Origin of the sequence: Leifsonia araucanica (genome assembly GCF_051161895.1) — a bacterium.
In the GTDB taxonomy this organism is placed as follows: domain Bacteria; phylum Actinomycetota; class Actinomycetes; order Actinomycetales; family Microbacteriaceae; genus Leifsonia.
The window spans coordinates 2124793-2146177 of record NZ_JBMBTW010000002.1; the positions used below are offsets into that span (position 1 = coordinate 2124793).

Genomic DNA, 21385 nt, shown 5'->3' on the forward strand with positions numbered 1-21385 from the left:
TCCAGGGAGGCATGGCCGCTTAGTCCTTGTCGACAACCGCCATGTCTCGAAGGTCGTTCCGACGCACTCTGAAACCAACCCGACCCGCCGGCGCCGAGCGGTATGGAAACACGAGAGAGAAGAGGCTAGCGATGTCGTTCGCAGCCAGCGAGCCACCTTCCAACGCATCTCTGACTGCGCCCTTCCGGTCCTCATCTCGAACCGTAGAAAAATCGAGATCCGGTGAGAAGGTGAGCAACATCGCCCCTCGCGTACCGTCACCCATCAGCCGTTCCGCCTCGGGGCCGCCGTAACGGGCACGAGGGTTCCCCGCGATGTGTTGGAGCGCGTGGCGCTGGCGAAAGGAGCTGCCTGAGAACCCGGGCCGATCTTCGCGCCGGCTGCGCTGCAGGAGCGGCACGCTCACACCATCCACTGTCGCGCGGTACGGAGTCAGATCCGGGGTCAAAATGACCCATTCGCTTAGCGTTCCCTCGGCGATCGCCATGTCCATTAGGTGGAGGGTCGGCTCGAACGTGTAGTCCTTCGCCCACCTGAAACCGGAAAGCCGCCCGCGGACGTCCTCTGCGTCTGCGACCACCGCCCAGGCTCTGAAGCTTCTTACCGACGAGTTGGCGTCGACGAGGTCCTGCTGGTTGTCGTCCACATCGGGGTTCGCGAGCCGATAGGTGAACTCGAGTGTCGAGTCGGGGGCACTCAATTGCTCGGCCCAAGGCTTCACGAGCACGAAATGTGCGGCGTTGACACGCTTGTTCCTATCGGGCTGGCGCGGGAAGTCCTTTACGACGCCGCCATCGCCCTCGAACGCCAGCTCAGCGTTGTACATCTTGTTTCTCGCAGATGGGCGAAGCCATGGGAGCGATTGAAATACGAGCGGCGGGATATCGATGGGTCGGACCACAGGACGGTCGTCCTCGCGCAGCAGGGAGAACTTCAATAGCTGATCGCGGAAATCCCGCTCGTCTCTGAGAATCGCCTCGAACGCCTCATAAAGGTTGAAACTCTTCCCTTTGGGATCCTCGGCTTGAGTGGCGATGAACAGCCGGACGAGGTCGCGGTATCCGCGACGGTAACCGAACCAACGTCCCATCTGCATTAGGCTGTCGGCCGCTTGAGAACGTCGGCGATAGTAGGTGATCGTGAGCTCTTCGACTGTGAATCCTCGGCTCAGCTTCGCTCCGCCGACAAGGATCCGCCAGACACGGCCGGCCTGGAAATTCAGCTTCTGGTAATCCGAATTGGTGTCTCCGTTGACAACGACGACCGGCGATCCCTGGGACGTTATCCGATCAACGGCACGCCCGAGGTGTTGAACGAGGTCCTCGAAGTCGTCCGGCATGGCGACGGCGCCCCACTCACCTGTCTCCCGCCGAGATTGCCATACTGGCAGGAAGTCGCTCTCGAACAACTCTCGCAGCCGCGCGTTCGCGGATGGCATGCTGTAGGCCGCGGCGTTCCAGATGGTGTCGATCCGCTTCGCCATCTCGGCGTGGGCTTGCTGGGTTACCGATTCGTGGACAAGCATCGTGTGGTGGTAATACGACACCGGCTTGGCGTTGACCGTGTTGTGATCCGGGTTAGCCTCGCGCCACAGCTTGATGGCACCCGTCAGCACGAAGGCGTCGATCGCCTTCATAAGGTCCGCGTCCTCGTCCGGCTGGTGGTCGAGTTCGCGCACGAACGCCGCCTTATTCGAGAGCGCAGGTGTGGGCGAGACGTCATCGGGCAAGCCGTCGAGATCGTGGAACGCTGCTCCGCCCATGTACTCGCTGCTGGGCTCCAACGAGTAGACGAAGTCCCTTGGAAAGATATCGGACACGTCCTCAGGATCAACGAAAACGTTGGCGAACGGGGTCGCGGTGTAACCGACGTACTGCGCACGCTTCAACAGGTCAAGAAGTTCGGAGAGTCGCTTGTTGATCGCAGTGCGCTCCCGCTTTCCCTCGGCGTCCACCTTGCCTAGCTGCGTGGTGTTCACCGAGGCGAGATCTGCCTCATCGTCAAGTATCAAGGTGGGTATTTCGCCCAGGTCGGCATGGATCTTCTTCAGGTCACCCAGAATCTTGGCCAGCACTGACGAGTTCTTCTTGATGACCATCAGGCGGACGTCTGTTGTGAAAAGGTTCTCGGGCGCCCAGACTCCCTTGTTCGGGAATTTCAACTCGTTGCCAGCACGAAAATCGAGCGCCGGGAGTCCTTGCTTTAGAGCTTTGTAGTCGTCGGTGGAAGTGGTTAGGCGCCGTATGCGCGGAATGCCGCCCGTCGCCCAGAATTGCGCACCATGTCGGACGAACTTGTCGCTCTGCCAGTCCTGGTCGTCGCTGCGCCAATAGTCGACATTGACCGCCTGAGATACGTCTTCCTCTTCAATGCCGCCGAGAATGTTCTCTCGGCCCACAAGCTCCTTGTCCAGCCGGCGCTGCGTCTGATCACGAAGGATGTCGTAGGTACCGGTCAGCACGATAATGAGCCGGTAACCGACGTCCATGGCTTTAGCGATCACGCCGGTGAAGTTCGCCGTCTTGCCACTCTGGACGTGGCCCACCACGAGGCCCTTCGCTTGGTAAGGAGTCCCCGAGCACGGGTCGGAAAGTCGACTGATGATCCGATTGGTGGTCTCGTCGATGTTTTGTATCGAAGTCGCCGGCAGTGATTTCTCCAAGACCGTCCGATATGCGTCCCAGTAGAACGAGTGCGCCTGACGGACTCCCGCTGCATACCAGGGCTCCCAGTCGGCGTCCTCGATGAAGACATTCTTGGCCTTGTTGGGCGGGAAGGTCTCGTTGACCTCCGCTGCTGCCAGGTCGGAGAACGCAAGCTTCGAGAGAACGAGAGTGCGACGCTCGTCGGTAAGTGGCTTCGTGTCGAATATCCACCGGCCCTCTTCGACCAGATCCCACGCGCCGAGCTGAAGGTGAAATGCGGTGGACTGAGGCTCTCCCTCCGCGAACAGAAGCTCGAGCAGTTCGCTCTCGGTCACGGGCTGCTCGTCGGCGAATCCGAGATTCCGATTCACCTCGTCCAGAAGACCTCGCGGCCCTAGCCCCTTCATTCCCTCAAGCGCAGCTTTAGTTGCGGCTCTCAACATCTGGGCCGCGGTCATGCTTCCGCACCCAATCGGGTGAACGAACCCACGGGCTCGGGTGCGGTTGATCCTTCGACGGTAGTCACATCTACACGATATTGAACGCTACCGACGAGCTCTGGTCGAGGGACCGCCGTTTGCAAGCGGGAGCGTGTGATCGCAGGAAAGGACTTATCCACCAGGTAGGCCCGCGGCTGGGTACGAAGCACCCAGCGTTTCGCGTAGTCATCTGCGTCGGATTCTCGCCACCCTAGGGATTGGAGCCGGCTTTCGAAGGCCCGGATGTGTCGGCGGTCCAGCAGCCGCCGGATCGCGGCGATGTGCTCACCGAGCGTGCTCCCTTGCTTTGCCCCGCCTGCCGCAGTGACCTGGATCGAAAGCATATAAAGAGGCCTGCCAGGCGTCGGCTCTAGTTGGGTGACGGAATTGATTAGGTGAATGCGCTGTTCACTGCGCGTGGTCTTCACCTCGGCGTCGAAACTGAGGAAGACGAAGTCGTGCTCCTCTCTATCAGGTCCGAGCCATGCGCTCATGACGTCGTCCCCTGACAGGGTGCGTAAGGAGTGCTCTGCCAGGAGAAGCTCCCCCAAGAGTCCGATCTGGGCCTCATCCGAGAGCTTCTGCTTCGTTCTGAGCAGTTCGCGGAACGAATCGACTCCTTCCGGAATCGCCGCGGCGAAGCTCAGGCCGCCACGCATTAGGTCGACCACGGATGCGAGAACCAGGTAGGCCTCGTAATGCATCTCTCGCGCGTCGACTCGCAGCTCGGCCCAAACTCCCGCGCCGAGCTCGTCAACCACGTCTACAGTGATGCGCTCGAAGCCACTGAGTTCGGGCGCGGTCTCAGCTGCCGGTGTCCGGAGACGAATCCATTCCTGCTCGGGGTTGAATTCGATGTATGCCTCCGGAGAGTCGAGAACCTTGCGACGGTTGAAGAAGCCCGCGCGAAAATAGGCCTCTACATCGTCGCCGCTCAATCGCGAGCTCTGCGCGGTTTCACCGCTCATCGATTTGTCCTCCTCGACTCGTGGCCCGTCATGCTGATATTCGATCACCCAGTTTCGGCACTTGAGTGGCTCGGCCGGCATCAGTCAGGATCGGCTCAACCATAGCGTGCGATATTCAACTGCGCCGTGACGCAGACGCTCTTCCGCGAGATTCCCACATGGCACGGCGAACCCTACAGAAGATGATTCGGTCGATACGCTGAGAAGATGGTGCCGCGCGATTCAACGTCTGGCGACGATGTCAGGCGCACCGTCCCGCTGCCACCGGACGAAAGCATCACTGACGCAATCGGCCGGGGCCACACTCTAGCGACGGCAGTCGCGGACATTATCGACAACTCCGTTGATGCAAGAGCAGAGAACATTCGGATTCGATTCGTCACGGACGACGATCGACTTGTGGCCGTTCGCATCCGGGACGATGGTGACGGCATGACGCCAGCCGGTCTTCAGGACGCCATGACGCTGGGAAAGCAAAGAGAGCGGGAGGACGGAGCCCTCGGACATTTCGGTATAGGATTGAAAGCCGCTTCGCTTAGTCAGGCACTAACGCTCACCGTCTATTCGCGGGACTCCTCCGCCGATCCCTGTGCGATGCGCATCCATCGCGGGTCATTCACCGGTGAGGTTCTGGACGACGTGGCCGCGCGCAATGGCTACGACTGGGACGACCGTGGCCCGGCGAGCACTGGCACCGTCGTTGAGTGGCGCGACCTCGAGACCATCAACCAGTCACAACTAAGGTCCGAACGCCGCAGCTGGCTCGAGCGTACGATCACGTCGTTGATGCAAACCCTTGGTCTAACGTTCCATCGCCTCATTCAGGATCGCGGTGTTCGGATCGCAATAGACACTTGGGACTACCGCCTAGGAGCTCCGGGATTCCCGCGCACCGTGGAACCGCGCGATCCGTTCCAATTCAACCTCTCGGGCGACGCCCGCTACCCGACGACGATCTCGGCGACGACCAGCGACGGCGCACGGCTCGACGCTGAATGCTTCATTCTGCCGCCGAGGTCTGACTCGCCATCTGCTTGGCTGCTCGGGCGGAGCCCGGTGGAGTGGCAGGGGATCTACGTCTATCGCAACGACCGGCTGCTTCAGGCTGGCGGCTGGCTTGATGTGCGCCAGGACGACAAGCGGCTCCGCCTTGCCCGAATGCGGATGAATCTAACGAAGCCACTGGAACGACACCTCCGGCTACGGCATGAAAAGAGCGGGGTCACTGCGACGCCGGAGTTCACCGCGGCGCTCGAAGCGGCGACGAATGCGACCGGTGTGACGCTCGACCGGTTCCGCGATGACGCTCTGGAGACGTATCGCATCTCGAATGTGAAGAAACAGGCTGTCAAGCCTGCGGCACCGATCGAGTCGGGTTTGCCGGACCGCGTCGTGGAGGCGGTGAGAGATGAGTTGGGCGAGAGGGACGAGGAGCCCATTCGGATCGAGTGGAAGATGCTGCCCGAGGACCGACTCTTCGAGATGCACCACGACAGGCGCGTGTTGCGTTTCAACCTCGGCTACCGTTCCGCCCTGGGGGGCGAGAATTCCGCAATCATCCCGACACTCGTGTACCTGCTCCTCGAGAGCAACTTCACGAAGTCCCGACTCAACCAGGTGACCAAAGATCAGATCGATGCCTGGCAGACAATCGCGTCCGCCGCGCTACTCGCGCAGCTCAGCGAGGACGCATACGACCCGCTCGCGAACTGGCCGAAGCCCGAGGCCGTCCCGGCGGACACGGAACCGCGTCCCAACATCATGGCTGGCCCGCGCCCCGCCCCGCCGTCTATCGAACTGCATTGGGCACACCTAGGCCATCGTGGACAAGTTCCACCCGAACCTGCGGAAGAGCTTGGCGATATTGCCGGTTGGGAGATGGAAACCGCAGAGCTAGTCGTGCCGCCCTCAAGCGTCGAGCGCCCGGACGGCGGCGCAATTGGTCCCTCACGGGTCAACGAACCCTTCTCGCTGCCTGAAGAGCTGGTTGCCGAAGTCGATTTCGGCGAGCACGAGATGAAGTCGGGCGAGCTTGCCGCTTCGCAACAGCCGAAAGTCAACGCGACGGAGGCATCCCGCGAACGGCTCCCACCTCTGGTCGTTCACCCCGGCGACCGAGAGATCGTCGCGATGTACCGTAGCCGCGCCGATATAGATGCGATCGCGACGACGCTGGACATGGAGGAGCGCGATGTCGCGATGCGCCTCTGTGCACTAGCGCTCGACCTCGAGGGCGACGACATCGACGACCAGGGACTTGCGGCAATGCACGGCATGCCGTACACGCCCGACGACCGGGAGCGAATTCTCGAGATGTACCGAGATCGGCGCACTGTGCGCGCTATCGCGGCGCATTTCAACCGCACTCCGTTCGCAATAGCGTGGCAACTTCTCTCAAGTCCCAAACGGCCTGTCGAAGTGCCGCGTAACCTCGTCAAACGCATTGATCGGGCTCTTCCGCGTGCGGCCGGCACGCCGTCGCCCGATGCGCTCGAACGTCAGTCCGGGCCTCTAACATTGGAGGGATGACCCCCTCACCTGGCACAAGGATCAAGGTGCTCGATCTGTTCGCAGGTGCGGGCGGCCTCTCGGCTGGCCTCCATGAAGCGTCGACGCGCTTTACCACCGTCCGCGCTGTGGAAATGGACAAGGCAGCCGCGGCCTCCTACGAGGCGACGTTCGGCCGAGGGCTCACATATGCCGGCCCGATCCAGGATTGGCTCGCTGAAGAGGACGTCCCTGAAGTTGATGTCATCGTGGGCGGCCCCCCCTGCCAAGGCTTTTCGACTCTCGGTAAGCAGGATGTGGAAGACCAGCGCAATTTCCTGTGGCAGGAGTATGCCGAGACGATCGTGCGGGCCAAGCCCCGCTATTTCGTCGTGGAGAACGTTGCGGCCTTCGCTAAATCCCGCCAGTTCGAGGACTTCACGACGGCAACTCGTTTCGGAGGGGCGCTCGCCGACTATCAGTTCGAACACCGAGTCCTCAACGCTGCGGATTTCGGCGCTCCACAGGCTCGGAAACGGGCCGTCGTCATTGGCTGGCGCCGTGACGTCGAGTTCCCGGGATGGCCCGATCCGACACATTCGGCGGACGGTCGTGCGCTCCCGAAGCACAAGACGGTGGCGGATGCGCTGAATCGTGTGCCACTCGCCCCGGACATGGACGACGAACTCAATCGTTGGACGTTCGAGTTCGGAGGCAGGGAGTACGCGGGATCTTTTGCGCCTCGACAGATGCATTGGAGTCGCGAGTACTCCGACCTTTCCAAGAGACGGTTCCGTGAGATTCCAGAAGGCGGTAACCGATTCGATCTGCCGGATTCACTGCTAGCCGAATGCTGGAAGAAGCACCGCACGGGCTCCGCGGACGTGATGGGACGCCTTCATTGGAACCGGCCATCAGTGACGATTAGGACTGAGTTCTTCAAGCCGGAGAAAGGCCGATACCTTCATCCGAACCCTGGAGTACACCGCGCAATCACCCACTACGAAGCGGCCTTGCTCCAGGGCTTCGCCGATAGCCACCGTTTCGTAGGCTCCCGCACGGCGATCGCCAAGCAGATTGGTAATGCCGTCCCGATCCCGCTCGGCGCCGCGATCGGGCGGCAACTCGTCAGCGTCCTCTGACATGTCGTGGGCGTCGTCTCCGGGCTCCCGTCGCTCGATGAAGGCGAATCGGGGACGCGACACGTCGCCCGAACTTGCCGTTCGCCGGTTGCTGCATGCCGACGGTCTCCGCTACCGCGTCGATTACGCCCCGATCGGGGGCCGACGACGAGCGGACATCGTCTTCACACGCCAGAAGATCGCCGTTTTCATCGACGGCTGCTTTTGGCACGGCTGCCCCGCTCACGCGACTCGGCCCAAGACGAACGTCGACTTTTGGGCGCCGAAGCTTGACCGGAACATCGAACGGGACCGAGAAACGACGATGCTGCTTCAACAAGCTGGCTGGACAGTGCTTCGCTTCTGGGAGCACGAGGTATCGAGCGACGTCGCACGAGCGGTCATCGAGGCCGCGCGATCTCCAAGAGTCGCGGATCACTCGTAGTCCCTTCGCGAATCGGATGCCTGTCAGGACCGTTCATCATGTCGTCGTTGAGGACTTCGTGAAAGCGAGATTCCGCAGAGCGCACAACATGGATCTGGAGCAGCAGAAAAATCCCAGACCTTGTTGTGCCCCTGAAGGGACTCGAACCCCCAACCATTTCCTTAGGACGGAACTGCTCTTCCATTGAGCTACAGAGGCCGGCGCAACGAGTATACCGAGTGGCGTTCTTGCTGCTGAGGCGCACTACCTAACGGACACTTAGCAGGCGCGGGTCAACATTGGCCAAGGCGCGCTCGTTGAGGCGTTCGGCAACCCCGTCGAGATCGTCCTCGAAAAGGTCAGCGTAGGTGTCGAGTGTCATCGCCGCTGATTTGTGTCCGAGCATCCTTTGGAGCGCCTTGACGTTGGCGCCAGCGCTCACGGCGAGACTTGCAGCGGTGTGCTTCAGCGCGTGCGGGGTCAGATGATCCATGTGCGCGTCGCGAAGGGCTGTGTTCCACCATGATGGCCGCCGAAAAGTGGTATCCGGCCGACGTAGAAAGCCCCCCGTCGCCGACGGGAAAACAAGCGCATCGGCCGTTCGGTTCGACACGCGGACCGCTAAGCGCGGCGTCAGGAACTCGGGGAAAGGAACGGAGCGGGCTTGCCAGCTCTTGGGCGCTCCGATGCGAATGTGCCCTTCGACCTCGGTCGCGGTTCGATATATGCGGAGCCTGCGCCTGATCAAGTCAACGTCAGCCGCGGTCAACGCGACAGCCTCACCCCATCGGATACCGGTGTAAGCGAGGGTGATGATGAGGGTTTCCCGGATGTCATCTGGCATTGCTGAGGCGAGGCGGAATACCTCTTCGTGGGTCAGATAGCGTCGACGTGGCGTCCAATCATGACGGGGCAAGTTGGACAAACCACGTGCGGGGTTCGTGCTGATGCGGCCGTCTCGTACAGCAACATCGAGAATGCCGACCAAGACGCCTACGGCTCGAATCACCACGCTCGCGGAGAGTCGCTTCCTCACGGCTGCTGCGCGCATGCGGGCGGTTGGCGCACTCCCTTGAGCCAGTTCGCGTACCCATTTCTCGACTGCAGAGGGAAGTATCAAACCGATCGGCGTGGTGCCCCATCGGGGTGCGACGTATACGCGCCATGCCGTGTGCATCGGAGCAAAGCTCGAGGGCTTGAGGGCCTCTCGCTTGTTTTCTATCCATTCGATAGCCAGCTGTCCAACTGGTGCGCGCGCCCCGGAGGGAAGTGAAAAGGTCTGGCCGAGTAGCGTCGGCTCCACAGAGTCCACGTAGCTCAGAGCTGCGCGCTTCGTGCGGAACCCCCGCTTCTCGTGTTGAACGCCCGAAGCGTCTCGCCATCGTGCTCGAAAGCGTCGACCGTGCGCCGATTGGTACCCTGTAGCGCTTCCCATTTGTGACCTCGGTTTCGCTCCGGCCTCCAACGAAGGTGCGACTTCGCAGCCGTCACCCATGTGGTCAGCAGCAGCCTAGAAGAGACGGGCCGGCGCAGGCAGCTCCTCTCGCCGGCCAGCGGCCTTGGGAGCTGCGATGGAAGCGGCGGCCCACTGCACGGGCGGCGCGATGGTGACAGAAGACCACTCGAGTGCGCTTCCGGCTCTCGCCGGAGCCCATCGTGTTTGGCCGCGATAATCGCAGTTATCCCGAGTATCGGCTTAAGTGTTGTTCCTGCCCTACTCCGCGATGCGCCGGCGCCGACTCACACGCTTGGTAAGCCTGTGTCTAGCGATTCGACTCCTGCTCGCGCGAGAAGTCCTCTCCCGTTCGGAGTTGCGCATGCGTCAGAAGCAACTCTGCTACCCGGACGGCGTCATCTGCTGCGCCGTGCACGTGGACTAGCCGCTTTATCCCACTTCGCATCTGGGCGCGAGCTTGGGTGCGAACGCTCCAGTCTGTCGTCGCTTCCTGTTCGATCACCTCCTCCGCGGAAAGGAGAATCTGCTCGTACTCGACGAACGCCGTCGGCACTGAATACGCCACCGCCCTTCCAGGCCCCTCGTAAACGGCGGTAAGCGCTTCAGGAAGGTCCTGCGGCACAGCGCCGCGGTCTTCGAGGATGCGGGTCAAACGAAGCACAGGTGTGGCGAACTGCCGAAGCGATCGGTCGGCCTCGCTAAGCCCGGCGATCTCGTAAACCGAGTCACGTTCAAGGTGACCACCATTGGCAGCTGCTGCACGAAGGACTTTCGCCTGCATTAGGTAACCCTCGTCCTCTAGCGCGTATATCAACTCCGCATAGGCTGCGAGCGTCCACTCCGCCGCCCGGCTGGTGAGCGCTTTTTGTGATTCAGCCAGGGTCGCATCGGACACTTGGATGGCTCGTACATCTTCGGCTAACTCGAGGAGTTTGTGGGTGGTGAGCAGGAAGATTTCTGAACCGCCCGCCTTCAGTACGTCGTCAATCAAGGCCGATTGAGGTCCGATGGATATGCCGTGCTGTTCGTACCACCAATCACCCTTCGCAAAGTCGTCACTCACAACTAGAAGAGGCTTGGACTTGATTTCTGGGCACCGCATAACCTCGGCCCACCAAAGATAGTCGCCGCCCTCAGTGTCCCTAAAACCTGGTGCAATCTCCTGCTCTCGGCGTCGAGCAGCTTCCGCCGTGTCCGCTTTTAGCAGGTCATCGCTGGGTCGCGGCGCCACCTTGCCGCGCAACGCATCATTAAGACGAATTGTCCATGGATCAAGATTCCCAACGAGTTTCGCGGGGTCCAAGTCGTATTGCTTGAGCGCGTCATCCGCGGCGGAGCGCAGTCTCTCGATAAATTCGGTGAGCGAATCTTCTAACTGCTGGGTCTCCTGAGCGGCCACCATTCGTCGCTCTCGCATTCGCTTCAGCAAGGTACGCGTGGTCGTGCGCACCTTATCGATCGCCGTCGACACCTCGTTGAGTTCTTTCCGACGGTCAACGACAACCCCTACGCGCCCTGCGTTGAACTCCGCCGCGACTTGGTGAGGGACAAAACACTGACTCGAGATGCTCTCGATAACCGTCAGGAGCTCCTCGCGGGCGGAAGGTGAGTAACGAAATATATTGAGCAAGACGTTCGTGTCAAGCACAATCAATCCGCTGCTGAACGCAGCCTTGACCCTTTCGGGGTCGGGTCGGAAGAACTGGTCGAACCCGTCTGTCAGGTTCATTCCCATATCAGCGACTCCTTCGATTTCTGAACAGAACCGTCTCCACTGCGAGGGAGATCACCGAGACTCCCCCTTCGCGAATAGCTCCGCCTGTTCGAGCACCAACTCGATCGCCGTTTCTTCGGCGTCGGGGGGATAGTCGTACTTGGCTAGTAGGCGTCGCACTTTCGAGCGCATTGCTGCACGAACAGATTCCTTAAGATTCCAGTCAATCGTCGCAGATTCACGGACGGCGTTGACAAGCTCGCGGGCAATCGCCTTCAGCGTCTCATCGCCCAGCTCCAGAATCGCAGAACCATTTTGTGCAATTGCGTCGTAGAAAGCGATCTCGTCGTCGCGGAGGCCTAGTTCGCTACGCCGCAACTGATCATCGCGCACCTGCTTGGCGAGCTTCACGAGCTCTCCAATGATCTCTGCTGTGCTCAGTGATCTGTTTGTGTACCGATTGATCGCTACGTCGAGCAGTTCGGAGAATCTCCGTGCCTGCACGATGTTCACCTGCTGCACAGTTCGAATCTGATCGGCGAGAAGACGCCGAAGCAGGCCCATCTGAAGGTTGGGCTTGTCCTTCTTAGCTAGGGAATCGAGGAACTCGTCGCTCAAGATGGACAACTCTGGTGCGTCCATCCCCGCAAGCTGGTAGATGTCAACGACGCGGTCCGCCGCCACAGCCTCATCGAGGAGTTGCGCCAGCGCCGTGTCGATTTCCACCGATCCAGATCCACCTCGACCTGAATCGGGGTTCAGGATCTTCAGGATCGCGGCTCGCACGTCAGTGAAGAGGCGGACGTCGTCGCGGATCGCGGCTGCTTCATCGCTTGCCCCTACCAGTGCGAACGCCTTCGCGAGTGCCAACACCTGATCGTTGAACCGTGCGGTACGGTCAGGCTCCGCCATCACGAAGTCGACAACCTTCGCATACTCTGCCAAGCGTTGGGGGGCCGTGAGGTTCGGCGATGAGTCGTATTTCACCCCGTGAAGCAAGCCTCGTATGATGTCATGCTTCTCAAGCATCACCGAAACCATGGTGTCAATCGGCACCCCAGCTTGGTCGCGGTCGGACGGCGAGTACTCGGCGAGGGCGGCCTGCAGATTTGCAAAGACTCCGATGTAATCCACGATAAGCCCACCGGGCTTGTCGCGAAAGGTGCGGTTCACGCGAGCGATTGCCTGCATCAGGCCGGCGCCCTGCATCGTCTTATCAACGTACATGGTGTGCATGGACGGGGCATCGAATCCAGTGAGCCACATGTCGCGCACGATCACGAGCTCGAGCTCGTCCTCCGGATCCTTCGCCCGAAGCTTAAGTGCCTGTCGGATATTCCGCGGATAAATATGGGGCTGAAACTCCATCGGATCAGCGGCAGACCCTGTCATCACGATTTTGAGTTTGCCCTTGGCCGGATCGTCCGAATACCAGTTGGGGCGGAGCGCGATGATCTTCTCGAAGAGCTGCACGGCGATGCGGCGGCTCATGACGACGATCATGCCCTTGCCGAATAGGGCCTCTCGCCGTTTTTCCCAGTGCTCAACAATGTCTCGAGCGACAAGGTCAAGGCGAGAATCCGCGCCGACTATTGCCTCGAGGCGAGACCAACGGGTCATAGCTGCTGCGGCGGCGCCGTCTTCGACAGTCTCAGTTATCTCATCAGCCAGCTCATCAAGTGCGGCGTAGTCCCCGGCCGACAGGTCGACCTTTACCAACCGCGACTCGTAAAAAATCTTCACAGTCGCACCGTCCTCGACCGCACGGGTGAGGTCGTAGACGTCGACGTAGTCTCCGAAGACGGATCGCGTGGACTTGTCATTTGACTCGATGGGCGTCCCGGTAAACCCTAGGTACGTCGCTCCAGGTAGGGCATCACGCATGTGCTTAGCGAGACCGCCTCTAAGGCGGCCCTGGCGATCGAGGTACTCTCCAAATCCGTACTGTGAACGGTGTGCCTCGTCCGCCACCACGACGACATTGCGGCGATCAGTGAGCACCGGGCTGTCGTCACCGTCCTCCCCAGGCGCAAACTTTTGTAGCGTTGTAAATACGATCCCGCCGGAGGCGCGACGCAACTTCTCACGCAAGTCGGTACGAGTCTGGGCTTGCGTGGGCGCCTCGGGCAGGATCCGGGCCGGAGCAAACGTCTCACCGAAGAGTTGGTCGTCCAGGTCATTGCGGTCAGTGATGAACACGAGGGTCGGGTTCGCCATCCGCCGATCACGCATGATCTTCGCTGCATAAAAAGCCATCTCGAAGCTCTTGCCTGAGCCCTGCGTGTGCCAGACCACGCCGCCTCGACGATCACCTTCGGGTCGAGATGCCTGCACGGTAGATTCCACTGCGGCGTTCACTGCCCAATACTGGTGGTATTTAGCGACGCGCTTCGCAACCACCCGCGTTAGCTGACGTGTGGACTGGTCGGTGGCAGTCTCGTCGCTAAATACGATGAAGTTCTTGACCAGGTCCAGGAAGCGCACTGGGTCGAACACGCCCTTGATCAACACTTCAAGGGCAGGGCGATCGCTCACGACCTCGCGGCCGTCGATGGTCCTCCAAGGAGCGTAATGCTCGAATGCGCCGGTGTAGCTGCTCATCGCTGCCGTAGTGCCATCCGAGATCACAGTCAGCGCGTTAGGGACGAATATCGAAGGGATATCTCGTCGATACGTCTGTACTTGGTTCCACGCCGACTTTAGCGTCGCGTGTCCAGCCGCGGGGTTCTTAAGTTCAAGCAAGCCCAGTGGAATTCCGTTTACAAACACCACTACGTCGGGACGTCTGTTCTTACCGTTTTCGAGAATCGTGAACTGGTTAGCCACCACCCAGTCATTGCTCGCCGGAACGCTGAAGTCGACTAGCCACAGCCGCGTCGTTCTGAGGATCCCGCTTGGATCGCGGTCTTCGACGGGAACTCCATCAACGATCAGGCTGTGAAGCCGATAGTTCTCTTCGATCGGGCTTTGCGACTCTGCACGCCTCACCCGTCGGACTGCCTCATCGACCTGGGCCGGCTCTGCGCCCGGATTTACGCGATTGATTGCGTCGCGTAGGCGGCCCCACAAGAAGACATCCCCATATGACTCGCGCTCATATGCCGGTTCTCCCGGCGCAATGCTGGGCCCATGCAGCGTCCGATAGCCAAGCTCGGCAAAGTACTCCAGCGCCGCGAACTCGACGGTGTTCTCGTTGAAGGAGATCATTCCTGATCTCGCCCAATCGGGACGCGCATACGACCTGAAAGCAGTTCTGGCAGGAGGGCGATGCGGAGCGCGGTCAGGCGAGCTGATTCGGCGCGGAGTGCCTCCGCGCGCGTAAGCAGAGCTAGCACCGCTCGCTTCAGCTTACGATCTGCCTTGGAGAAGTCCGGAACTTCGATAGCCAACACGTCCTCGGGGCGCACTCGCTGATGGCTTCCAGAAGTACCTGTGACCCTACGTCGCAACTCGTTGCGGAAGAATTCATCTCGCAGTGCCAGCCAAAGGGCCGCCAGCTCCGCGTCATTTGCTGAGGTGAGAGCCAAGAATTCGGTGGAAGCAAAGGCAGGCACCTCCGCTTGCGGCGTCACCCACCATGTCCGATTAAACCGCGGGTTCAGTCGCGAAAGCAGGATCGAGCGTCGGGACACCCGGAGTTTGTTGCTCATGATATTTGAGGCAGGGACGCGCTCGGGCATGGCACCCGAATCGAATGCAGGCAGGCTGAAATGGTCGACCATGACATCCCCGAACTTGCCAGGGTTCACGGTGTCCTTGTCCACTACGGAGAGATCGGCAAGGGGGACGACCGGGAGGTCCAAAGACGCGGTCGCCGAATAAGCATCAACAAGGTCGGCGATGAGAGAAGCTGCCTTCTTGTTCGACTTGATCTTGTCATCGAGCACACCGAGGGTGGCTGCGATTTCTTTTTGATCTGGTAGCGGCGCCAATTCGACTTCGATGTTGGCCAGGTAGTTTCGGTTGAGGGATGGTTGCGCGCTCCCGGAGTTGTACGCCGTGAAGTCGATCGAATCCAACAGATAGTAGACCCAACGCGGGTCGTTACCCTTGAAGTCCTTCACGAAAAGAGTGGTGTTTAGCGGCCAATAGTCGTCCTCGACGTATGTCGCCACACCAATCGATGCGCCGCTTCGCCCGATCGTCACCCCCGGCCCCGAATACTTGGCGACGTCGTGATAACCGGTCACCCCAAACGATCCGATCACCGGAACGGATCCGCTACCGCGCGTTGTTGCTGGCAGGTCGTGTCCACGCTGAAGTGCGACGACATCAGCCAGGTTTGACTTCATCCAGCTCTTCACGGAACGAGTCCACTCAGCCGTTGCCGAACCTCTTCCTCGAGCTCCTGTCCGTGATCAAACTCGGCAAACAGTTCGTTTGTAAGACGCTCGATCCGCCCTTCTATCGGTTCGGCGTCGGCGTCCGGAACTTCGGACCCGACATACCGCCCAGGCGTGAGCACGAAGTCGTGTTTGACGATCTCGTCCAGCTTGGCTGCCTTGGTAAAGCCTGGGACGTCTTTGTAGCCTCCGTCGTGGTTGCGCCAGAGGTGGTAACTGTCGGCGATGCTGGCAATGTCCTCATCTGTCAGCACGCGCAAGCGTCGACTTGCCATTGTGCCGAGCTTGCGGGCGTCGATGAACAGAACTTCACCCTGACGTTCCCGATGGCCATTTCCGTGGCGCGCCTTCGATATGAACCAGAGTGAAACGGGGATCCCAGTGTTGAAGAAGAGCTTGTCGGGCATAGCGACGATACAGTCCACGAGGTCGGCTTCAACAAGTTTGCGCCGAATATCTCCCTCGCCGCCGGCATTGGAAGATAGTGAACCGTTCGCGAGCACGAAACCGGCCGTGCCAGTGGGGCTCAGGTGGTAAATGAAGTGCTCCACCCATGCGAAGTTCGCGTTCCCCTGCGGGGGCGTTCCAAACTGCCAGCGAGGGTCGTTTGTGAGCTTCGGGTCCCACCAATCCGACACGTTGAACGGCGGATTAGCGATAACGAAGTCGGCACGCAGATCAGGATGCAGGTCTTCGGTGAATGAATCCGCAGAGTGGCTACCCATATCGGCCTCGATGCCCCGCAGCGCTAGATTCATCTTCGCCAATTTCCAGGTCGTGTCTGTGAATTCCTGTCCATAGACCGAGATGTCTGAGCGCTTGCCGCCGTGCGCCTGCACGAATTCAGCCGACTGAACGAACATGCCGCCCGAGCCCGCCGCAGGGTCAAATACACGACCCTTGTAGGGTTCGAGCATCTCTACTAGCGTCTTGACTACCGAACGCGGGGTGTAGAACGCTCCGGCGTCCTTACCCGATTCCTTACCGGCAAACTGACCCAAGAAGTACTCATAAACTCTTCCAAGCACGTCGTCCGCACCGTGGTCATCGGTAGCCGTGAATCCGATCGAGCCGATCAAGTCCACGAGCTCGCCCAGCCGACGTTTGTCGAGACCGTCACGGCCGTAGTTGCGCGGCAGCACTCCGCGCAATGAAGAGTTCTCCTTCTCGATCAAGTCCATCGCTTGGTCGATTCGCTGCCCAATTTCCGGCTGTTTGGCCGCTGACTGAATATCGCTCCAGCGAGCCAGTTCTGGTACCCAGAACACATTCTGGCTGGCATATTCATCCCGGTCCTCGAGGAAGGACGCGATGCGCTCGGGTTTGATGCCTTCGGCGGTCAGTTCCTGTTGAAGCGTCTTGCGACGATCCTCGAAACGATCCGAGATGTACTTCAAGAAAACCAGTCCAAGCACAACGTGCTTATATTCACTGGGCTCCTGATTGCCACGCAATTTGTCGGCAGCTTCCCAGAGGGTCTGCTCAAGCGTCTTCGTGGAATTGAGCGCACTAGTTTTGGCCAAGGTCGGCAGCTCCTTCTTGCTGCGACCTAGTAGAAATTGGTCGCGATTCTCACGCTAGTGGAGACGCACTGTGGTGCCCGACAGGCGCGGCGACGCTGTTGATGCTCCGTCGCTGGATGAATCACAAATGACTCCGGTTGACGGGACCAGGGACTACGGCGAGCCCGCAAGGTCCTCCCACACCCACCGAAGGACTTACAGGTCGCGGACCATTTGAACCGAACCGTGAGATACGCACCACGGCCGCACCACCCATGCAAGCTAGACGAAGAAAACCCCTGTTTTACCAGGGGTTTTCTATGGCGGTACCGGTGGGATTTGAACCCACGGTGGGCTTTCACCCACACAACTTTTCGAGAGTTGCACCTTCGGCCGCTCGGACACGGTACCGCGGACTATCGTACGCGAACGCCCCGCCGACCGCCAATCGACAGCGAACGGTCAGCGCACCACCAGCGCGCGTCAGGATGCGCGCGAGTACAGTGCTGGGAATGGGGACGAAGAGTCGTGTCGCTGTCGGTGCCGGTGTTTCCACGGTCGCGGTCGGGCTTCTCGCGTGGGCGCGGGTCAGGAAGGCTCAGGACACGCTGGAGGCGAATCGGGTCCGGCTCAATGAGACGCTGCCCGTGCACTCCAAGTGGTGGCGGGATGCGGCCAAGGTGGAGGGCGAGCTGCTGTACGTGGCCATCGGCGACAGTGCAGCGCAGGGCATCGGCGCCTCCGCCCCGCGCAACAGTTACGTCGGCGTGATCGCCGACCACATCAAGGCCGCGACCGGGCGCTCGGTCCGGATGGTCAACCTCAGCGTGTCCGGCGCCACCGTCGCTCTCGCCGTGGCCGATCAGCTGCCGCGGTTCGCCGAGTTGAAACCGGATATCGTCACCGTCGCCATCGGAGCCAACGACATCGCCGCGTTCGATCCCGACCTGTTCCAGGAGGGCATCCGGAAGGTGTTCAACGCCGTCCCCCAGGATGCGATTGTGGCCGACCTGCCCTGCTTCTACCTGCCGTGGAACGAGAAGAAGGTCGCCGTCGGCAACGCCATCCTGCGCCGCGTCGCCGGCGAGCGCGGGCTCACCGTCGTCCCGCTGCACGACACCATGAAGCGGCAGGGGCTGCGCGGCATCGTGACCCAGTTCGCCGAAGACCTGTTCCATCCGAACGACCGCGGCTACCGGGTGTGGGCGTCCGCGTTCCTGCCGGCCGTCACCGCCCACGTGGTGCGCCGATTCCCGCGCCGTCCCGTCGCCGCGGCGACCCAGCAAGCGCAGCAGCTACCGGATGCGCAGGCCAGCTGACCGGCAGCTGACCGGCAGTGGATGCCCGGGGCGGCGCAGCACGACGCCTTCCCGCCCCGGAGCCATCACCCCTTCGTCGTGCCAGGCGCCAGGTGCGACAGCACCCGCTCCCACGCGGGGATCACCACGAGGTGACCGGCGCCCGGCATCATCTCGACCCGCGCATCCGGGATCGCCTTCTGGTACCAGCTGGCGTGGGCGTTGCCCGCGATCGGGTCGGCCTGGCCGTTGACGATGAGCGTCTTCGCCGCGATGTCGGCGAGGTCGAAGTCCCAAGGGCGCGCGGTGTAGCTGAGGATGTCGGCCGCGACACCGCCGGGACCCTGCCGGAAGGCGTCTTTGAGCATCCGGCCGAGGCGGTCGCGGGCGCCCGGCCTCGCGAGCGCTGCGTCGTCGACCGGGGATGCGCCGAGCAGGTCGAGAGGCACGTCGGCTTCCTGGTCCGCGGCGTTCACCGCGTCGGCCTGCGGCTGCAGCATTCCGCTCAGCTGGGCGAGCGCCGCATCCGGTTCGAGCGTCGCCAGGTGGTCGGACATGGCCTGCAACTGCGGGTCGATCCATTCGACCGCGTCGTTCGGAGCAGGGGTGCCGATGATGGCCACGCGGTCGGCGATGTCGGGGTGCCTGGCCGCGAAGGCGAGCGCGATGCGGCCGCCGGCTGACCAACCCGCGATGCCGATGGTCTTGGGGCGGTTGACGCCCATGCTCGACTCGTCCCTGTTCATCGACCGCAGGTATTCGGCGATGTCGTCCGCCGCCTGCGTGATGCTCGGCCAGGTGCCGGCAGGGAGCGGGTCGCTCGAGCCGTAGCCGGGGCGATCGAAGGCCAGGATGTGCACGTTCCTGGTGCTCGACGCATCCGGATCCGGGTCGAAGACGGACGACCCGGGCGCCGGATGGCAGAACACCACGATGCGCTCCGCCATCGAATCGCCGAGCCCGGTCACGCCGAGCTTGCGGCCGGACGCCAGTGTGAAGGTCAGATTCGCCATGCCGCCCATTGAACCCCTCACAACCGACACTGGCCAGCAGTTGTCCACAGTCCGCGCGATCCTCCGCCCGATGACGGTGGTCCCCCGTAGTGTGAAACCGGATCGAGGAGGTTGCGTGGCGAAGGCTCAGCTCAACTATCGCTGCACGGAGTGTGGCTGGACGACGGCCAAGTGGGCCGGCCGCTGCGGCGAGTGCCAGGAGTGGGGCACCGTCACGGAGGCCACGGCGCCGACGGGAGTCCTGCGCGCGCTCAAGCCCGTCTCGATCGGGGCGGACCGCGCCGCCCGCTCCATCACCGACATCGACACGGCCACGGTCAGTCACTGGCCGAGCGGCATCGCCGAGTTCGACCGCGTGCTGGGCGGCGGCATCGTGCCGGGCGCCGCCATCCTGCTGAGCGGAGAGCCCGGCGTCGGCAAGTCCACCCTCCTGCTCGAGGTCGCCTCCCGCGCCGCCCGCGCCCGGTCGCGCGTGCTCTACGTGAGCGCCGAGGAGTCGGTGAGCCAGGTCAGGATGCGCGCAGAGCGCACGGGGGCGATGCACGACCACCTCTTCCTCGCCTCGGAGACCGACCTCGCCACCATCGTCGGCCAGATCGACGCCGTCGACCCGCAGCTCGTCATCGTCGACTCGGTGCAGACGGTGTCCAGCAGCAACGGCGAAGGCCTCGCGGGCGGACCGAGCCAGGTGAGGGAGGTCGCGAGCACGCTCATCCGGGTGGCGAAAGACCGCAACCTGCCCGTGCTGCTCGTCGGCCACGTCACCAAAGACGGCTCCATCGCCGGGCCGCGCCTGCTCGAACACCTGGTGGATGTGGTCTGCCAGTTCGAGGGAGACCGCCAGACCGCGCTCCGCTTCGTCCGGGCGCTCAAGAACCGCTTCGGCCCCACCGACGAGGTCGGCTGCTTCGAGATGTCCGGCGACGGCATCGTGGAGGTCGCCGACCCGAGCGGGCTGTTCCTCAGCCGCACCAACACGCCGGTCTCCGGCACCTGCGTCACGGTCGCGATGGAGGGACGCCGTCCGCTCCCGGTCGAGGTGCAGGCCCTCGTCGTGGCCACCACGGCCCCCAACCCGCGCCGCGTCACGAACGGCGTCGACTCCTCCAGGGTCGCCATGCTGCTCGCCGTCCTCGAACGCCGAGCCGGCATCCGCCTCGGCGACAAAGACGTCTACGTCTCCACGGTCGGCGGCGTGCGCCTCACCGAGCCGGGTGCCGACCTCGCCATCGCCCTCGCCATCGCGTCCGCCGCCAACGAGAAGGCCATCCCGCACACGCTCGCGGCGTTCGGCGAGATCAGCCTGGCGGGCGAGATCCGTCCCGTCGCCAGCGGCAAGCAGCGGGCGGCGGAGGCCACCCGCCTCGGCTTCACCACCCGGGTGGATGCGCGCAGCGAGAGCATCCGCGAAGCCCTCCGCGTGGCGTTCACGGCCGCGATCTCCGACCGCGAGCGGGAGCTCGACGCCGCGTTCTGACCCGCGGGGCGCGCGCAGTTTCGGCGAGATGCCACTAACTGTCGCGAAACGCCCGGGATGCACGACAGTTCCTGGCATCTCGCGAACGCGAGCGGGCGCTCGACGCCGCACCCTGACCCGAGGGGCGCGCAGGTGCGCGAGATGCCAGTAACTGCAGCGAAACGCCCGGGATCGGCCACAGTTCGTGGCATCTCGCGACCGCGAGCGGGCGCTCGACGCCGCATCCTGACCCGAGGAGCGCGCAGTTTCGGCGAGATGCCAGTAACTACAGCGAAACGCCCGGGATCCGCCACAGTTCGTGGCATCTCGCGACCGCGAGCGGGCGCTCGACGCCGCATCCTGGCCCGCGGGCGCGCGCAGGTTCGCGAGATACCAGTAGCTGTCGCGAAACGCCCGGGATGCGCGACAATTACTGGCATCTCGCATTCGCAACAGCGACCCCAGCCGCCACCGCCGCC

13 protein-coding genes and 2 tRNA genes are annotated in these 21385 nt (G+C 62.1%); 5 read left to right on the top strand and 10 right to left on the bottom strand.

The window, feature by feature from the left end:
• Nucleotides 1-19 precede the first annotated feature (19 nt).
• Complete coding sequence (locus tag ACN6M5_RS10190; protein ID WP_434949554.1) at nt 20-3103, bottom strand: Z1 domain-containing protein; 3084 nt, start codon at nt 3101-3103, stop codon at nt 20-22.
• Complete coding sequence (locus tag ACN6M5_RS10195) at nt 3100-4092, bottom strand: PD-(D/E)XK motif protein (protein WP_434949555.1); 993 nt, start codon at nt 4090-4092, stop codon at nt 3100-3102. The genes ACN6M5_RS10190 and ACN6M5_RS10195 overlap by 4 nt, the downstream gene beginning before the upstream one ends.
• A 207-nt stretch (nt 4093-4299) precedes the next feature.
• On the opposite strand from ACN6M5_RS10195, the gene ACN6M5_RS10200 reads away from it, so the two are divergent.
• Genes ACN6M5_RS10200 through ACN6M5_RS10210 form a run of 3 tightly spaced genes read left to right on the top strand, consistent with a single transcriptional unit; the run spans nt 4300 to nt 8145 of the window.
• Nucleotides 4300-6621 carry an ATP-binding protein gene (locus ACN6M5_RS10200; RefSeq protein ID WP_434949556.1) on the top strand — a complete coding sequence of 774 codons (2322 nt, stop codon included), beginning with the start codon at nt 4300-4302 and terminating at the stop codon, nt 6619-6621.
• 26 nt (nt 6622-6647) lie between these two features.
• Nucleotides 6648-7721 (top strand): DNA cytosine methyltransferase, encoded by a 1074-nt coding sequence (locus ACN6M5_RS10205; RefSeq protein WP_434949557.1) that lies wholly within the window; start codon nt 6648-6650, stop codon nt 7719-7721.
• A gap of 1 nt (nt 7722) precedes the next feature.
• Entirely contained in the window at nt 7723-8145 is a 423-nt protein-coding gene (locus ACN6M5_RS10210; protein ID WP_434949558.1) for a very short patch repair endonuclease, read from the top strand.
• Between the two features lie 126 nt (nt 8146-8271).
• Here ACN6M5_RS10210 and ACN6M5_RS10215 read toward each other — a convergent pair.
• The 7 genes from ACN6M5_RS10215 to ACN6M5_RS10245 all read right to left on the bottom strand — a co-directional run bounded on the left by ACN6M5_RS10215 (nt 8272) and on the right by ACN6M5_RS10245 (nt 17550).
• Nucleotides 8272-8343 (bottom strand) — tRNA-Arg (locus ACN6M5_RS10215).
• Nucleotides 8344-8392: 49 nt separating this feature from the next.
• Nucleotides 8393-9619 carry a tyrosine-type recombinase/integrase gene (locus tag ACN6M5_RS10220; protein ID WP_434949559.1) on the bottom strand — a complete coding sequence of 409 codons (1227 nt, stop codon included), beginning with the start codon at nt 9617-9619 and terminating at the stop codon, nt 8393-8395.
• A gap of 268 nt (nt 9620-9887) precedes the next feature.
• Complete coding sequence (locus ACN6M5_RS10225; protein WP_434949560.1) at nt 9888-11315, bottom strand: PIN-like domain-containing protein; 1428 nt, start codon at nt 11313-11315, stop codon at nt 9888-9890.
• Between the two features lie 51 nt (nt 11316-11366).
• Entirely contained in the window at nt 11367-14501 is a 3135-nt protein-coding gene (locus tag ACN6M5_RS10230; RefSeq protein ID WP_434949561.1) for a type I restriction endonuclease subunit R, read from the bottom strand.
• On the bottom strand, nt 14498-15586 hold the full coding sequence (locus tag ACN6M5_RS10235) for a restriction endonuclease subunit S (RefSeq protein ID WP_434949562.1): 1089 nt from the start codon (nt 15584-15586) through the stop codon (nt 14498-14500). The genes ACN6M5_RS10230 and ACN6M5_RS10235 overlap by 4 nt, the downstream gene beginning before the upstream one ends.
• Nucleotides 15587-15594: 8 nt before the next feature.
• The gene (locus ACN6M5_RS10240) at nt 15595-17169 is read right to left on the bottom strand and encodes a class I SAM-dependent DNA methyltransferase (protein WP_434952371.1); all 1575 of its coding nucleotides are present in this window, start codon (nt 17167-17169) and stop codon (nt 15595-15597) included.
• A 291-nt stretch (nt 17170-17460) separates the two neighbouring features.
• Nucleotides 17461-17550, bottom strand: a tRNA-Ser gene (locus tag ACN6M5_RS10245).
• A gap of 101 nt (nt 17551-17651) precedes the next feature.
• On the opposite strand from ACN6M5_RS10245, the gene ACN6M5_RS10250 reads away from it, so the two are divergent.
• Nucleotides 17652-18458 (top strand): SGNH/GDSL hydrolase family protein, encoded by an 807-nt coding sequence (locus tag ACN6M5_RS10250; protein WP_434949563.1) that lies wholly within the window; start codon nt 17652-17654, stop codon nt 18456-18458.
• A gap of 65 nt (nt 18459-18523) precedes the next feature.
• On the opposite strand, the gene ACN6M5_RS10255 is transcribed toward ACN6M5_RS10250, so the two are convergent.
• Nucleotides 18524-19450 carry an alpha/beta fold hydrolase gene (locus ACN6M5_RS10255; protein ID WP_434949564.1) on the bottom strand — a complete coding sequence of 309 codons (927 nt, stop codon included), beginning with the start codon at nt 19448-19450 and terminating at the stop codon, nt 18524-18526.
• A gap of 115 nt (nt 19451-19565) precedes the next feature.
• On the opposite strand from ACN6M5_RS10255, the gene radA reads away from it, so the two are divergent.
• Entirely contained in the window at nt 19566-20927 is a 1362-nt protein-coding gene (gene radA / locus ACN6M5_RS10260) for a DNA repair protein RadA (RefSeq protein ID WP_434949565.1), read from the top strand.
• Nucleotides 20928-21385 lie beyond the last annotated feature (458 nt).